The 14,553-nt window shown below is 59.6% G+C and carries 15 protein-coding genes; 10 read left to right on the top strand and 5 right to left on the bottom strand.

Going from position 1 to position 14,553, the window contains the following annotated elements; translation table 11 throughout:
• Nucleotides 1–177 precede the first annotated feature (177 nt).
• Both EVC45_RS41520 and EVC45_RS41515 read right to left on the bottom strand, forming a co-directional pair.
• Complete coding sequence (locus EVC45_RS41520; RefSeq protein ID WP_129963896.1) at nt 178–822, bottom strand: transcriptional regulator; 645 nt, start codon at nt 820–822, stop codon at nt 178–180.
• A 275-nt stretch (nt 823–1,097) separates the two neighbouring features.
• Nucleotides 1,098–2,069 (bottom strand): ornithine cyclodeaminase family protein, encoded by a 972-nt coding sequence (locus EVC45_RS41515; RefSeq protein WP_129963895.1) that lies wholly within the window; start codon nt 2,067–2,069, stop codon nt 1,098–1,100.
• A 238-nt stretch (nt 2,070–2,307) separates the two neighbouring features.
• On the opposite strand from EVC45_RS41515, the gene EVC45_RS41510 reads away from it, so the two are divergent.
• Entirely contained in the window at nt 2,308–3,096 is a 789-nt protein-coding gene (locus EVC45_RS41510) for an ABC transporter substrate-binding protein (RefSeq protein ID WP_129963894.1), read from the top strand.
• A 97-nt stretch (nt 3,097–3,193) separates the two neighbouring features.
• Nucleotides 3,194–4,438, top strand: coding sequence for an FAD-binding oxidoreductase (locus EVC45_RS41505; RefSeq protein ID WP_129963893.1), 1,245 nt, complete (start codon nt 3,194–3,196; stop codon nt 4,436–4,438).
• A 51-nt stretch (nt 4,439–4,489) separates the two neighbouring features.
• Here EVC45_RS41505 and EVC45_RS41500 read toward each other — a convergent pair whose 3' ends face one another.
• Nucleotides 4,490–5,416, bottom strand: coding sequence for an AraC family transcriptional regulator (locus EVC45_RS41500; protein WP_129963892.1), 927 nt, complete (start codon nt 5,414–5,416; stop codon nt 4,490–4,492).
• A gap of 196 nt (nt 5,417–5,612) precedes the next feature.
• Between EVC45_RS41500 and EVC45_RS41495 the strand changes: the two genes are divergently transcribed.
• Complete coding sequence (locus EVC45_RS41495; RefSeq protein ID WP_129963891.1) at nt 5,613–6,152, top strand: DUF4863 family protein; 540 nt, start codon at nt 5,613–5,615, stop codon at nt 6,150–6,152.
• Between the two features lie 76 nt (nt 6,153–6,228).
• Complete coding sequence (locus EVC45_RS41490) at nt 6,229–6,900, top strand: hypothetical protein (protein WP_129963890.1); 672 nt, start codon at nt 6,229–6,231, stop codon at nt 6,898–6,900.
• A 33-nt stretch (nt 6,901–6,933) separates the two neighbouring features.
• Here the strand turns inward: EVC45_RS41490 and alr are convergent, their stop codons facing one another.
• Nucleotides 6,934–8,004, bottom strand: coding sequence for an alanine racemase (gene alr, locus EVC45_RS41485; RefSeq protein ID WP_129963889.1), 1,071 nt, complete (start codon nt 8,002–8,004; stop codon nt 6,934–6,936).
• Between the two features lie 96 nt (nt 8,005–8,100).
• Nucleotides 8,101–9,393, bottom strand: a complete 1,293-nt coding sequence (locus tag EVC45_RS41480) for a D-amino acid dehydrogenase (RefSeq protein ID WP_129963888.1) — start codon at nt 9,391–9,393, stop codon at nt 8,101–8,103.
• 353 nt (nt 9,394–9,746) lie between these two features.
• On the opposite strand from EVC45_RS41480, the gene EVC45_RS41475 reads away from it, so the two are divergent.
• From EVC45_RS41475 to EVC45_RS41450, 6 genes are all read left to right on the top strand, one after another.
• Nucleotides 9,747–10,583, top strand: a complete 837-nt coding sequence (locus EVC45_RS41475) for a transporter substrate-binding domain-containing protein (protein ID WP_248295471.1) — start codon at nt 9,747–9,749, stop codon at nt 10,581–10,583.
• 99 nt (nt 10,584–10,682) lie between these two features.
• Complete coding sequence (locus EVC45_RS41470; protein ID WP_306770864.1) at nt 10,683–11,516, top strand: amino acid ABC transporter ATP-binding protein; 834 nt, start codon at nt 10,683–10,685, stop codon at nt 11,514–11,516.
• Nucleotides 11,517–11,524: 8 nt separating this feature from the next.
• Nucleotides 11,525–12,196 carry an amino acid ABC transporter permease gene (locus tag EVC45_RS41465; protein WP_129963887.1) on the top strand — a complete coding sequence of 224 codons (672 nt, stop codon included), beginning with the start codon at nt 11,525–11,527 and terminating at the stop codon, nt 12,194–12,196.
• 10 nt (nt 12,197–12,206) lie between these two features.
• Entirely contained in the window at nt 12,207–12,872 is a 666-nt protein-coding gene (locus EVC45_RS41460; protein ID WP_129963886.1) for an amino acid ABC transporter permease, read from the top strand.
• A 32-nt stretch (nt 12,873–12,904) separates the two neighbouring features.
• Nucleotides 12,905–13,783, top strand: coding sequence for a 4-hydroxy-tetrahydrodipicolinate synthase (dapA, locus tag EVC45_RS41455; protein WP_129963885.1), 879 nt, complete (start codon nt 12,905–12,907; stop codon nt 13,781–13,783).
• Between the two features lie 47 nt (nt 13,784–13,830).
• The coding region (locus EVC45_RS41450) for a proline racemase family protein (RefSeq protein WP_129963884.1) at nt 13,831–14,553 on the top strand (723 nt) is incomplete at its 3' end.

The following is a 14,553-nucleotide window of genomic DNA, read 5'->3' as shown; positions in this document are numbered from 1 at the left end:
TCTTCAACATCAACTACTCCAGTTTGGATCACACGTTTTACCCCAACTCTGTGTCCAGAAAAACCGGAGCCGCCGCAACCCATCGGTCGAATGTTGGGTAGGCTGCCACGCAAATTGCATTAACACCATCAATTTCGCGGGATGCGTCACGGACCGCTCATGGCTGTCTGCAAGGTATCAGGTCGCCGTGTCTCGCAAATCTCTAATGTGCTGATAGACGGTGGCACGTCCCATCCCCAACACATTCGCGACGTAGTTGGCAGCGCTCTTGCCCTTGAACGCCCCTTCGGCCCACAGCGCTTCGACGATCTCGCGACGATGGTCGCGAGTCAGCGAATTCAGCGCCAACTGACGTTCCTGGAGCCACGTGTGAAGGAACGTGTTGATGCGTTCCTGCCAGTCGTCCTTGAACAGCTCTTCGGGCTGCTTCACCACGCCGGCGCCGGAGATCACACGATCGATCACGTGTTTGATCTCCTCGAAGACGGCGATGTTGTAGTTCACGCACATCACGCCGACGGCGCTACCGGCGTCGTCGAACAGCACCGTGCTGACGCACCGCATCCGCCTGCCATCCCAGTTGATTTTTTCATACGGCCCGACCGTGCCGGACTCCGCGGAATGGTCGATCTCTTCCAACGCGGAGTCGTCGCCGAGTTCGCGTTTCGACAGATTATTGGCGATATACGCGATCGTTTGACTTTGCAGGTCATGAATGACGATCTCGACGTACGGGAAAAACAGCAGCGCAATGCCATCGGCGACACGACTGTAGCGATCCAGAAGTAGCCGACGTGCGGCCGTGGTCTTGGGCTTTCGCATAGGGATAGGTGCTTGCAGCTTTCTGAAAGTCCGCCTGGGCGGGCGGTATGGAAGGTCCGAAAATTTCCGGCATTTTGCCACGAGCGATACGGTACTTCCGCTCGATGGCACGACGAACGCTCTTCGAATTCCCACGAACTGAAAGCGCGCATGACCGCGGCCTCGTCGCAGTGCGGATCGAGCACCACGTCGGGTTCGAGCCGGAGTGGACCGGATCGAATGCTCCATTGCCGGCATGGCGCGATCCGGCGCATCGGCAAGATCGCGGCGATCACTTACATGCCCGCTCGAGCCGTCAGATATTTGAACAGTTCATAGGCAATCGCTACGTCTTCAAGACCCAGCCCGATCGAGCGGAAAAACGCATGCCTTCGATAGGACGGTTTGGACGCTTCGCCGCACACGAGTTCGGCGAGATCGCCCACCACGGCTTCGGGACGCCAGCCATGGTGTTCCGAAGCCAGCTTCATCTCGCCCGCACTGGCTGGGGTGGTGCGGCGGTAGTCGCAATAGACGTCCATATCGGCAAGCCATGCGGGCGGAATCTCGTGAGCGTTCGCCACGTTGGTGCTGATAGACGTGATGAGCGCCGGCTTGCCGAGCATGTTGTCGTGCAGCACCGGGGTGCCGGACGAGGTACACAGCGCAACGACGTCGGCGTCGGCGACACAGTCTTCGATCCTTGTGCAGATGGAGACTCTGTCATCGAGCGCCGCGAGCTGCGCACGTTTTTCGGTGTCGTTCGCAAGCCCGGGCGAAAACACCCGAATCGATTGCCACGGCCGCACCGACGCCAGATGGCGCAAATGCGCCTGTCCCACCGCACCCGCGCCGACAATCGCGAGCCGGCTCGCATGATCGGCGGCGAGTTGCTCTACGGCGAGTGCGGTCGCCCCGGCGGTGCGCTCGATCGTCAGCAGACCTGAATCACACCACATCAGCGGTTGTCCCGTCTCCATCGACATCAATGCGGTCCACGCGGTAATGATCGGTTTCGCCTGCGTAACGATGTACGGCGACAGCTTCGCGCCGAACACCTTCGCGTCCGCCATCACGCCCAAGTAGGTGATGAAGTCGCCTGCGCCCTGCGGAAAAAGAGTCAGCGTCTGTGGCGGTTGCGCCGCCATGTGGCTTCCCAGCGCGCGAAACATCTGCGCCAGCACGCTGCGCACGTCGAGGTGAGGGAGTGCCTCGCGAACGCGTTGCTGGTCGACGATCAGGGGCAATGCGTTGTCTGACTGGCTCATTGAACTACGCTCCAAAACGTTGCCGGGGTGCGGCGATGAGGCGATTCTAAGCCAAACTGTCCAATCTGGACATTTATTTTGAAAATTGCTTGCTTTTATATCTGTCCAGAATAGACTGTCAATCCAGAGCAGGTGTGAGGCCGGCGCGTCATCTGCCTCATGCGATGTCTCGGAGCGGGTCGGTCAACCGTCGCGCATGCCTTCAACTGTCGTCGCCCAAACACCTGGGGAACCTCTTATGTTTCGGAAGCTTCAACTTTCACTTTTCGTCGCTGCCGCGTTGGCGGGCTCGCTAGGGACCGTCGGCGCGCAGGCTCAGGACACCTTGCGCTTCGGCATCGAGGCAGCCTACCCGCCGTTCGAAAGCAAGTCGCCGAGCGGGCAGTTGCAGGGCTTCGACGTCGACGTCGGCAATGCGGTCTGCACCAAGCTGGGCGTGAAGTGCGTGTGGGTCGAAAATGCGTTCGATGGACTGATTCCGGCGTTGGAAGCCCGCAAATTCGACGTGATCAATTCCGCGATGAACATCACGGACAAGCGCAAGCAATCGATTGAGTTCACGAAGCCGATCTATATCGTGCCGATCGTGATGGTGGCCCGGCGTGGCTCCGGCCTGTTGCCCGACGTGAAGAGTCTGCAGGGCAAACGAGTGGGCGTGTTGCAGGGGTCGTCGCAGGAAGATTTCCTCAAAGCTCACTGGGCGAATGCCGGCGTAACGGTCGTCTCGTACCAGGACCAGGATCAGGTCTACGCCGACCTGCTTGGCGGGCGCCTCGACGCCGCCGTTCAGGAAGCGCAAACTGTGCAGGACGGTTTGCTCGCCAAGCCCGAGGGCCACGACTATGCGATCGTCGGCAAGCCGCTCAGCGATCCGGCAACGCTCGGCGAGGGCACCGGCTGGGGCTTGCGCAAGGCCGACAAAGCGCTGGCGGCGAAAGTCAATGCCGCGCTCGACGCGCTGAAGAAAGACGGCACGTTGAGCAGTCTTTCGCAGAAGTACTTCAACAACGACATCATCGCGAAGTAACGGATCCACGAGCCGGCGCCAGAGGTTTCGCGCCGGCTTGCTGCGCATGACGCGGCAACCCGGCGTCCAGTCCTGACAGAAAAAGCGAAGCGAGTGTATGGATTTCGATGTGATAGTGCTGGGCGCCGGGATTGTCGGCGTATCGTCCGCGCTGCAGTTGCAGGATCGCGGCCGCCGGGTGGCACTGGTGGACCGGCGCGCTCCTGGCGAAGAGACCAGCTTCGGCAACGCGGGTCTGCTTGAAAGCTCCTCGGTGGTGCCCTACGGTTTTCCGCGCGATTTCGGCACGTTCCTGCGCTATGCGAAGAATCGTTCGACCGACCTGTACTGGGACTATCGGGCGTTGCCGCACTTTGCGGGCTGGCTGGCGCGCTTCTGGTGGGAATCGTCGCCCGAGCGTTTGATGGCCGCCGCGCGCGACATGTTGCCGTTGATCCAGCAAAGCGTGGCGGAACATGATCGGCTCATCGAACGCGCGCAACTCGGCCATCTCATTCGCGACAGCGGCTGGATCGACGCCTATCGCACCCCAGCGGAATTTTCGCGGCAGGCGGCGGCCGCCACATTGACTGCCGGGACCTATGGCTTGCGGGTCGCGGCGCTGGATTCGGCGGCGCTGGCCGCGCGCGAGCCGGGCCTCGCGGACGGGTTTTGTGGCGCGTTGCATTGGCAGGACCCGAAGAGCATCGTCAATCCCGGGGCATTGACCAAGGGTTATGCGGGTCTTTTCGAAGCAGGCGGCGGAACGGTGTTCACCGGCGACGCCGCCACGCTAACGGCGCAAGCGGACGCGTGGACGGTTCAGACAGCGTCGGGCCGGATCAGCGCAAAAGAGGTCGTGGTGGCGCTCGGTCCATGGTCCGACCGCATTTTCGCGCCGCTTGGTTACCGGATTCCTTTGCGCGCGAAGCGCGGTTATCACATGCACTATCGTCCTACCCGGCAGATGCTGTCGATGCCGTTCGTCGACGCGGAGCAGGGCTACGTGGTCGCACCGATGGAAGGGCGCTTGCGGCTGACCACGGGGGTCGAGATCGCGCGGCGCGACGCCAGGCCGACGGGCATCCAGCTCGAACGCGCGGAGCGCACCGCCCGGCCGAGCTTCGGTCTGGGTGAGCGACTCGATGCGAGTCCGTGGCTCGGCCTGCGTCCGTGCACACCCGACATGCGCCCCGTCATTGGACGCGCGCCGCGTCATCCCGGGTTATGGTTTGCATTCGGTCACAACCACCATGGCTTGACCCTGGGACCCGTGACCGGGCGACTGCTGGCGGAGATGATGACCGGGACACGGACCTGTGCGGATGCGCGTCCGTTTCGCGTTGAACGGTTCGGTAGTTAGCGGCAGGCATGGGCCGGGCCTAAAGATCTATTGGTGGCCTACGCCTTCAGCTCATTCAAGTCTGTTTCGTGCTTCCGAGCGGTACCGGCTGGGGCTCTGACCAAACACCCTTTTGAAAGTCGAACTGAAAGTTGTTTCGGACGTGTAACCTACGGCAGCGGCAATGACAGAGAGATTGTCATTGCCCGTTTTCAACGCATCCCTTGCAATCGTCATGCGCCAGCGGATCAGATATTCCAGCGGAGGCAATCCAACGAGCTCCTTGAAGCGCTCGATGAACGCCGTGCGTGACATGCCGACCTTCGATGCCAATTCCTCCACCTTCCAGCGGCGTGCTATTTCTCCATGCACCATCCCTAGTGCGGACCCGATCCTTGGATCGGACAACGCGCCTAGCCAGCCCGCTGACCGGGGACTGGCGGCAAGATGAGCTCGCAGGATGTTCACCAGCACGATATTCGCGATGCTGCCCGCCATCGCTGCCGCTCCGGGACGAACCGACTCTGTCTCTGCCCTGATCAATTCGAGGGCCGCGCTCAATGATCTGGCATCCGGCGAATCCGCGGAAATGTGCACCAGCGGTGGCAGGAAATTGAGCAGTAAGCCGCTCATGTCACCGTCGAATTCGAACTGTCCTCCGACGCTGATCGTGCGCATTTTTCCAGTTCCATAGCGAACGATGCCGTCCGCATCCAGTTGACTCGCAAACACCTTCTCCCCATCTTGCAGTTCCACGCCGGGTTCGCTCGCAAAACAGTAGGGCGATCCGTCGGTGAGGAGACAGAAGTCTCCCTCCTGCATTTTCGCGGGTTGCGTGACGCCTTCAATCCAGATCCATCGAGCGCCCTTGATGACGCCGCCGAATTTCACATGGCGATAGCGGGGAAATCGGAGGGCCCACGGACCAGCAGCCTCAAAGCGGGCTGAAAGCACGCTTTTGACCTTCAAAAGGGAGAGCACATCGGAAAGCGGATCCATGAAAAATTTGTACGATTCAATAGGAAATATGGTCGATTGATTATGGATTGAATGGGCACCGTGAGCAACAATGCTTGCTCGCGGCCATTGGCACTGCGGCCGCACCCCATCCGTTTCGGTCTGTCGTTGTTCCAGAGAGACCTTTTACGCCCGACTCCATCGGGTTTCGCTGAGGTTCACAGCCGCCATGTCAAACATGTCCCAGACTGTATTTTCAAATCGCCAAGACGAACTTGTCGCCCGTTTGATTCCATTTCTGCAAGATGTCAAGGACATGACTACGAGCATGGAATTCGAGCAATGGCTGAATGCGAAATATGGAGTGGAAAGCGAGTTGTACAAAGATCTCGCGCGACTGATCACCCTCGCTGTGAAGGAGGGGTGGGCGGCCGGCACCGAAGTCGACGGCCCGCGCTACCGCCGCTCGCTGCTGGTTGCGCCCTGTGAACAGACGCTCTTTTTCAGCGTCACAGCGGTGCTGATGGACAGCACGGGAAATTCCCAGAACAACCCCGAAGGAAGCTTGCGCGGCGGCCTTCATTCGCACCCGTACGGCGAGATCAATCTGGTGGTGCCGCTCGATGAAGGCGCCGCGCTTGCAGGTCCGAACGGCTGGCGGCATGGCGGCTGGACCGCACCCGCGCCAGGCAGCCGTCATTATCCGGAAGTCAAAGGCGGTGCAGTCATCTCGCTCACTTTTCTCCCCGCGGGGCGGATTGCCTTCGATGGAGCGTGAAGGACTGCGTGAGCAAAGCGCAGTCGGAAAAGTGTAGAGCTTTCGTCCACAACAGAAAAAATAGCCGGAACCTTCGATGATTTCCAACAGGTTACTTCCGGCCTCGGTAGCCCTTGCCACGAGCCCGGTCGGTATCCCGGCGTTGTTGGAGTCAGGACAAGTGCCGGGACTCGGCCAACCGATGGAAGAATTGTGGCAGGTAATCGCCAAGTCGCCACCACCGGAGAGCCCCCTGGTGAAAGCGCTCGTTCAAACATTTGCCCAATTGGTGCTCACCCTGCCGTACTCGAGCGGTAGTACATTGGGCACGTCGTCCGATACCAATACGGCTGCTGATATCAACTCTGACTTTAAGAATTTTGTCGGGCAGATCTTCCAGACACTCTCCATCCAGCAGCAAGGCTCCGATTCTTCATCTGCATTCCAGAGCAATCTTGGCAGCCCGCAGAGTGGATTATCTGTGGCGGCTTGCTTCAAGACCCTTGCTCAGTCGCTACGATCGCTCGCTCAGGCCGTTGGTGCTGCCGGCAGCCAGTCCGCAAACGTGAGCGGGACCCGTGTGGCCGACTCGACGACATCGTCGAGCACGGCGATCGCGAGTCTGGAGCAGGAATTCAACCACCTGTTTGGCTTATCGGAAACACGCAAGGGAACGTCGCTGCAGATGTTTTTACAGACGCTTGCCAGCAACGTTGCTAAGGAGTCAACCGCAGGGCCTGGCGGTGTGTTCATACAGACATCTGCCTGAGACCGGTCGAAGTGAACCGGGTCGAAGTCTCGCCTATGAAGTCACCGAAACAGGAACACGACGCGCCAGCGCGCACATCAACTCGTACCCAATGGTATTGGCCGACGACGCGACGTCATCGATTTTGACGTGTTCTCCCCAAAGCTCGACCTTTGAACCGATGCCGGCATTCGGACACGGCGTCAAATCAACGGTCAGCATGTCCATCGAAACCCGGCCCACGGTGCGCGTCATGACGCCATCGACAGATATAGGTGTGCCGGTCGCAGCATGACGTGGGTAACCGTCCGCGTATCCACATGCGACAACACCGATTCGCATGTCGCTTTCCGCTTTGTAGGCTCGGGCGTAGCCGACAGTGTCGCCCGCGCGCATGGCCTGGACGCCGATGAGTTCGCTTTGCAGCGTCATCGACGCTCGAAGCTGAATATCGTTGATGTGTTTCGATTGCCCGGAAGGAGACGCACCGTATAGAACGATGCCGGGCCGCACCCAGTCGCGGTGAGCATTGGGGTGCCACAGCGCGGCTGCGGAATTTGAAACGCTGCGCTCGCCCGGGAGGTTGCGCGTTGCGCGATCGAACTCCTCGAGTTGCCAATCCACGCTGCCTTCATCGGCGTTGGCGAAGTGGGTCATCAGCGTAATGTTGCCGATGCCATCGGAAGAACGAGCCCGATCCCAGGCGGCTCGATAGCTCTCCGGAGCGAATCCGAGCCGGTTCATCCCTGAGTTCATCTTCAGGTAAATGTCTATCGGGCGCTTCGGTTTAGCGGCAACAATCAGCTGACGCTGCTCGTCGCAATGGGTCGCAACGGTCAATCCGAATGCTTCGGCCGTCTTCACGTCGCTGTCGGTGAAAACGCCCTCGAGTAAGAGGATCGGCTTCTTCCAGCCAAGCTCTCGAACGCGAACCGCCTCTTCGAGGTCTAGCAGTGCGATGCCGTCTGCTGCATTGAGTCCGGGAAAGACGCGCTCGATGCCGTGCCCGTACGCGTTCGCCTTCACAACGGCCCAGACGCGCGATTCGGGAGCCATTCTTCGAACCAGTTGAAGGTTGTGTTCTACGGCGTCGGGATGAACATAAGCATTGATCGGACGTGGCATGGCTGGGATTAAAAAAATGAAGTTCGACGAGGCGCTGATTGCGCAGAAAGCTGAAAGAGCGCACGAACAGGTCCGTGCGCTGTGAAGCTTCAGCGCCTAGTTGAGTGCGAAATCCGCCGGGGCGGGGGACTCTTTCGCGTAACGGAACACGTTCAGGTCGTCGTGCTGGATAGCGGGTTCGTCGCCTGAAATCAGGTCCGCAAGAAGCTTCGCGGAACCGCACGACATGGTCCAGCCCAAGGTTCCGTGGCCGGTATTCAGGAAAAGGTTCGGCAGCGCGGTGCGACCGACAATCGGCGTTCCATCGGGCGTCATCGGGCGCAGTCCTGTCCAGAAGGTGGCGTTGGCCGTATCGCCGCCGCCCGGGAACAGGTCGTTCACGCACATCTCGAGCGTCTCGCGGCGGGCTTCGCGCAGGCGCTTGTCAAAGCCGACGATTTCAGCCATGCCGCCCACGCGGATGCGCTTGTCGAAGCGGGTGATGGCGATTTTGTAGGTCTCGTCGAGCACCGTGGAGACTGGCGCCTTCGCTTCATCGACGATAGGCACAGTGATGGAATACCCCTTGAGCGGATACACCGGAATCTTGACGATGCCCGACAGGAAGTTCGTCGAGTAGGACCCGAACGCCACAACGAAAGCATCGGCATGAATGAGCTTGGCACCGTGGCGCACGCCCACTACCTTGTCGCCTTCGACCACGAGGCCACCCACTAGCGTGTCGTAGCGGAAGGTCACCCCCGCTTGCTCGGCAAGAGCCGCAAGTCGCGTCGTGAACAATTGGCAATCGCCGGTTTCATCTCCGGGCAAGCGCAGGCCGCCGGTCAATTTATGCGACGTAGCAGCCAGAGCGGGCTCCGCCCGAGCGAGCTCACTTCCAGTCAACAACTCATAAGCGACATTCGCCTCTTTGAGAACGGCAATGTCCTTCGCTGCGCCATCGAACTGTTGCTGCGTCCGGAAAACCTGAAGCGTGCCACCCGTTCGACCTTCGTACTGGATGCCGGTCTCGGCGCGTAGCGCTTGCAGACAGTCGCGGCTGTATTCGGCGAGGCGCACCATCCGCGCTTTGTTGATGGCATAACGTTCGGCCGTGCAGTTCTGCAGCATCTGCCACATCCACTGCAGCTGGAACTGCTTGTCTGCATCGTCTGGCCGGATCGCGAGCGGTGCATGCTTCTGAAACATCCATTTCACGGCTTTCAGCGGCACGCCCGGTGCTGCCCATGGCGCCGCGTAGCCGGGCGAAATCTGCCCCGCGTTCGCGAAACTTGTCTCCAATGCCGGTCCTCGTTCGCGGTCGATGACGGTGACCTCGTGTCCCGCACGTGCGAGATAAAACGCGCTCGTCACACCGACCACGCCACTCCCCAAGACGACAACGCGCATAACGTCAGCTCCGAATCAGGCTCAATTCACGCATTTTGTGCACACAAATGTATGCAGAATATAGATGAATACTATCTGGAAGAAGGTGGTTTTAAAAACTATTTGCTTGCGTACTTTTAGCTGAAACGACTGGTTTTCGCGAGAAGCGCGAGTTCGGTTCGCCCGGAAGCCACGTGCTTCCTGCCTCGGCAATGGTTGAAGCAGCCGCCACGTTCACGGCTAGGGACAAACGCCTAGTTGACAGGTGAAATTTTGCATCCGTAGCCTGTGTACAACGATGCACACATAGAGATGCGCAAGACTGTGTGGTGATTAGGTTCTTTTCAACGATTTACCGATGACTTCGGGAGGTGATGATGGTTCTGCTTGCTCGCTTCACTCGGCATGCTTTGACGTGCCTGGCCGTAACCGGTCTTCTCGCTGCCGGCATCCCGGCTCACGCGGATGACGCCAACACCTGGCAAAGCGTAAAGAAGGCTGGTGTTCTCCGTTGCGGCGCGGCCATCGCACCGCCCTATGTGATGCGCGACCCGAAGACGGGTGAATACAGCGGGTTCTTTTCGGATCTTTGCCGCAGCTTTGGGCAGAACGTGCTCAAGGTAAAGGTCGAGTTCGTCGACACCACGTGGGACAACATCGTCGCCGGTTTGCAGTCCGACAAGTGGGACCTGTCGATGGCGTTGAATGACACGCCGGAACGCGAAAAGGCCATCTCCTTCTCCGCCCCTGCCACGGACTACAACGTCTCCCTTGCGTACAACAAAAACAATCCAAAGATTCCGAAGGGTGCTCAAGCCATCGCCGACATTGACAAGCCGGAAGTGACCGTCGCGGTGATGTCAGGCTCCGCGCAGGACAAGGCGATTTCGGCCGCGCTGAAGCAGGCGCGCATCATGCGTTTGCCGGGCAACGACGAGACGCGTCTCGCTCTGATGTCGAAGCGCGCCGACCTCCTGGCCGACGCCAACATCACCAACATGCTTCTGACGGAAGCGCATCCCGACTGGGCCGCGGCCATTCATCCGCAACCGCCGCTCGCGCAACAGGAAGTCGCCTTCGGTATCCGGAAAGAGACTTCGGCTGCCGACATCGCCGTACTCAACAAATACGTGCAGGAACAGGTCAAATCCGGCGCAGTCGACAGCCTCATCAAGGTATCTGTCCACGCAATGCTGGTCGCGAACAAGTAATTCAACCGTACTGATTTCGCACGCGGTTGGCACGGTCGCCAGCCGCTGGTTCTTCGACACACACCACGCACCTGCGGGCGCGTTAGCTGGAGAGATTCCATGCTTTCTTCGCAACCTCTGATTGGCCAACCCGACATTCCGTCGGCCGCGCTCGAATCAGCCAACTCAACCTTTGGCGATTTCGTGCAGTTTCGCGACGTCTACAAGTCCTACGGCCCGAACCTGGTCGTCATGGACCACATGAACCTCGACATGCGCGCCGACGACAGGCTGGTCATCATCGGACCGAGCGGAAGCGGTAAGAGCTCGTTGCTCCGCGTCATGATGGGTCTGGAAGGCGTCCAAAGCGGGCAGATTGGTTTCCAGGGCAAGCCGTACATTGACGGAGCCGATTCGGGCAAGTCGAAGCGCATCGATACCAAACTGCAAAAGCAGGTCGGCATGGTGTTCCAGCACTACACGCTGTTCCCGCACCTGTCCGTTTTGGGGAACCTCATCCTCGCTCCGATGAAGGTCGGCGGCATCACCAAAGCAGAAGCGACCGAGCGAGCTCGCAAGTATCTGGCGCGGCTCGGCCTTGAAAGCAAGCTCCACGCATACCCGAGCCAGCTTTCCGGCGGCCAGAAGCAGCGGGTGGCCATTGCGCGAGCCCTGATGCTCGAGCCTAAGCTGATGTTGTTCGATGAAGTGACGTCGGCCCTCGACCCGGAGATGGTCATCGAAGTGCAGAACGTGATGCTTCAGCTTGCTGAACAGAAGATGGCGATGATCATCGTGACTCACGACATGCACTTTGCGCGCGACATCGCGACTCGGGTGGTGTTCTGTGCGAGCGGAAAAATCGTCGAACAAGGTGCACCCGCCGACATGTTCAAGTGCCCCAAGGAAACCCGCACGCGCGAATTCCTCGAGAAAGTGCTGCATCTCGACTGAGGCCCGACATGAACTACCACTTCGATTTCCGCTTCCTCGGGGGCAGTTTCGGCGCGCTGCTGGATGGCCTCAGAGTCACCGTCGAGCTTGCCGTGGCCTCGAACATCATGGGTCTCGTGCTCGGCTTCCTCCTGTGTCTGATGGCAATGAGCAGATGGGTCGTGGTGCGCTGGCCGGCTCAACTCTTCATCGAGTTTTTCCGCTGCACGCCCGCGCTCCTGCAAATCGTCTGGTTCTTTTACTGCATTCCGATGATGGTCGACGTCTTCATCGACCCCATCTTGATGGGTGTGCTCGCGCTGGGCCTCAATCTGACCGCGTTCAACGCCGAAGCCTACCGTGCAGGCGTTCAGGCGGTCCCCAAGGAACACCTCGACGCATGCGTCGCCTTGGGTCTCAAGCCGTGGCAACGCACCCTGTACGTCGTGCTGCCTCAAGCGCTTCGCAGCGCAATGCCGGTCCTCATGACCAACGGCATTGGCAGCCTGCAGCAAAGCGCGCTCGTCGCCATCGTCGCAGTCGCCGACCTGATGTATGTCGGCAAGAGCCTCGCGACGGAAGCCTATCGGCCGCTCGAAACCTACACGGTTGTCGCGTTCATCTACTTTGCCCTGTCCCTGCCCATCGCAAAGCTCGTTCATCTGATCGAGCGGCGTCAGGACCTTGCCGTCAAGCGTTGAGGAGAATGCCATGCACCTCGATTTCTCAGCTGTTCTTCCTTACTGGCTGGTTCTGCTCAAAGGACTGGGTCTTACCGTCGCGTTCACGAGTAGCTGTGCCGTTATCGGAAGTCTCGCCGGTTTTGTGCTGAGCCTGCTTCGCATGTCGCCCAATCGCCTGCTCCAGGGCGCGACGACGCTTTACGTCGAATTCTTTCGCGGAACGCCGTTGCTCATCCAGCTGTTTTGGGTCTTCTTTTGTTTTCCGGTCGTCTTCCGGGTCGATATACCGCCGTATGTGTCGGTTGTGATTTCGCTGACCTTGTACATGGCAGCCATCACCAGCGAGACGTTCCGTGGCGCATTGAAATCCATTTCCGCCGAGCAGCACGACGCCTGCACCGCGTTGAGCCTGACGCCGCAGGCGAAGATCCTTTATGTAATTTTCCCTCAAGCGCTGCTGCGCGCGATTCCGCCGCTGCTCTCGAACGTCGTGAGTCTGTTCAAGGAAAGCGCGCTCATCTCGTCGGTTGGTGTAGCGGACCTCATGTTCGTCGGGCAGAACATTTCGAATAGCACGGCAAAGCCGGTCGAATTCCTGACGACCGTCGCAATGATTTACTTCCTCGTGGCTTTTCCGCTTACGCGCCTCGTCGGCGTCGTCGAGTCCCGATTCCTCAGGCGCTTCGCCTACTAACGCAACCTATCCTTCATAAAGTGGAGAAACACATGCAGATGAAAGGCATCCTGCCCGCACTCGTCACGCCGTTCAACGCTTCCGGCGCTGTCGACCACGACGTCCTGGCAAACATTCTCGAGTTCCAGCTCAAGGCTGGCGTAACCGGTTTCGTGCCGCTCGGCTCGACCGGCGAGTACTATGCGCTCGCGCATGACGAGCGTCGTGCGATTCTCAAGACGGTCCGCGAGGTAGTGGGTGATCGCGCCACGCTGATTGCCGGAGCGAATGGCTCCTGCACGCGCGAAGTGATCGAGCAAACGCAACTGGTTCGCGATGCGGGCTACAAGAACGTCCTCATCGCCCCGCCGTACTACGCGCTGCCGTCGCAGGAAGAGCTCATCGGTCACTATGAAGCCATTCTGAAGGCGGTGCCGGACGTCGACATCATCCTTTACAACTACCCGGTTCGTACCAACGTCGAGGTGGGCTTTGGCGTGCTGGATGCGTTCAAGGACCACCCGCGCGTGATCGGCATCAAGGAAAGCAGCGGCAACCTGCTGCGTGCCATTGAAATCGGCGAGAAGTACAAGGACAACTACCAACTGTCCTGCGGCTCCGACGATCAGGCGCTCGACTTCTTCATCTGGGGCGCGAGCAGCTGGATTTGTGGTCCGGCGAACTGCTTCGTCAAGCCGGTGGTGGACTTTTACAACAAGTTTTCCGCAGGCGACATCCGCGGCGCCCAGGACGTGATGCGCTCGCTTTTCCCCGTCATGGCAACGATGGAAGCGGGCAAGTTCGTGCAGAAGGTCAAGTACGGCTGCGAACTCGCGGGTTTCAAGGTCGGCTCGGCTCGTATGCCTCTGCAGCCGCTCACGGAGCAGGAAAAGGCTGATTTCCGCAGGGTTTTCGAAGCCGCTCAAGCGTAACGCGGAGCTGGCGGCGCGTTCCGCCGGCATCTTTTCAAGGCCTCGCAATGAGCACCCACAGCTTCAAGAGCATAGAAGGACATACCGAGGGCATGCCCGTACGCATGGTGATCGACGGCGCACCGTCGCTCACCGGCGCTACCATGGAGGAACGACGGAAGGGCTTCGTAGATGGCCATGATTGGATTCGTCGTGCGTTGATGCTTGAACCGCGTGGCCATTCGCACATGTCCGGGACGATTCTGTATCCGCCTCTCTCTGCGGATGCGGACATGAGTCTCCTTTTCATCGAGACTTCCGGTTGCTTACCGATGTGCGGACATGCTTCCATCGGGTCCGTCTCGTTCGCTCTGGAAGCCGGTCTGATTCATCCAAAGTCTCCCGGTACGGTCATCGTGGACGTGCCCGCGGGCACGTTGAAAGCGAAGTACCAGATGGACGGTGGTCATGTCACATCCGTCCGCTTCACGAATGTGCCAAGCTTCCTCCTTCATCGTGACCTCGAGATTCAGCATCCGCATTTCGGCAAACTGGTTGTCGACATTGCCTACGGCGGAAACTTCCATCCGATCGTCGAAGTGCAGGCGAACTTCCCGGGCTGTCATCACTTCTCCCCGGAGCAGTTGCTCGACTGGGGTCGACAGATGCAAACCGCGGTGAATGAGACTATCGACGTGGTTCATCCCGACCACTCGAGCATTCGCGGCGTCAAGCACACGATGTGGACGGGCGCGCCGCTATCTGACGATGCCGACGCCCGCGCGGTGGTG

The sequence above is a fragment of the Paraburkholderia sp. UYCP14C genome, from assembly GCF_004197395.1.
In the GTDB taxonomy this organism is placed as follows: domain Bacteria; phylum Pseudomonadota; class Gammaproteobacteria; order Burkholderiales; family Burkholderiaceae; genus Paraburkholderia.
Note: the sequence above shows the minus strand (reverse complement) of the source record. Positions and strands in the feature narration are given on the sequence as shown.